The sequence below is a fragment of the Knoellia aerolata DSM 18566 genome, assembly GCF_000768695.1.
GTDB classification, from domain to species: Bacteria; Actinomycetota; Actinomycetes; order Actinomycetales; family Dermatophilaceae; genus Knoellia; species Knoellia aerolata.
This window is the reverse complement of sequence record NZ_AVPL01000154.1, coordinates 1-759: the sequence shown is the minus strand read 5'-3', so window position 1 is coordinate 759 and position 759 is coordinate 1. Positions and strand designations below refer to the sequence as shown.

Here is a 759-nt window from a genome sequence, read left to right as displayed (position 1 = left end):
CCCGCGACCACGGCCGTCCCCGGCGCCGGGCGCGTGCCTGGAACGCCGCGTCGACCGCGACCGCCCGCTCGCGGTCACCGGCGCGCAGCAGCGCCTCGACCAGCTCGGGCCCGGGCGACAGGTCGGGGTCACCGACCCGGAGGTCCGCGAGGAGCTCGTCGACGGCGGTGAACCCGGCGATCGCCGACTCGACGTCACCGAGCGACAGGTCGAGCTCGGCCAGCGCGAAGCCGGTCCAGACCGAGGCCATGTTGAGCTCACGGCCCTCGCCGACCCGTCGGGCCTCGGCCGCCTCGCGGTGGCACTCCTCGACCCGGCCCTGGCGGGAGTGCAGGGCGGCCAGCCCGGTGAGCGACGCGCCGAGCTCGGTGAGCTGGCCGAACTCGCGGGCCAGGCCGACCGCTTCGACGTAGAGCGCCTCGGCCCGCGACCACCGGTTCGTCGTGGCGTCGTTGCGGGCCAGGTGGAAGAGCAGGTGCGGGAGCTGGCCGAGCTCGGAGTTCCGGCGCCGGGTCTCGATCGTGTCGCGCAGCAGGTCCCGGGCGGCGCCCGACTCGCGCAGGTAGAGCAGGCCCGTCACCGCCCAGTCCGCCTCCTGGGGGGTGGGATCGGGCAGCGCGGCGAGCGCGTCGACCCCGGTCCGGAGCGCCTCCGAGTCCGGCTCGCCGGCGAGGGCCCGCGCCATGCCCACGGCGATCGACGCGATCGCGCGGTGGCCGGGGTCCGCGCCGGGTCGACCCGCGAGGAGCGACGCCCGCT

Annotated in this window: 1 protein-coding gene; it reads right to left on the bottom strand. The window is 77.3% G+C overall.

Features of this window, described 5'->3' with window-relative positions; translation table 11 throughout:
* Positions 1-759 (bottom strand): hypothetical protein (locus N801_RS21245; protein WP_035940965.1); only part of this gene is annotated, 759 nt, incomplete at both ends.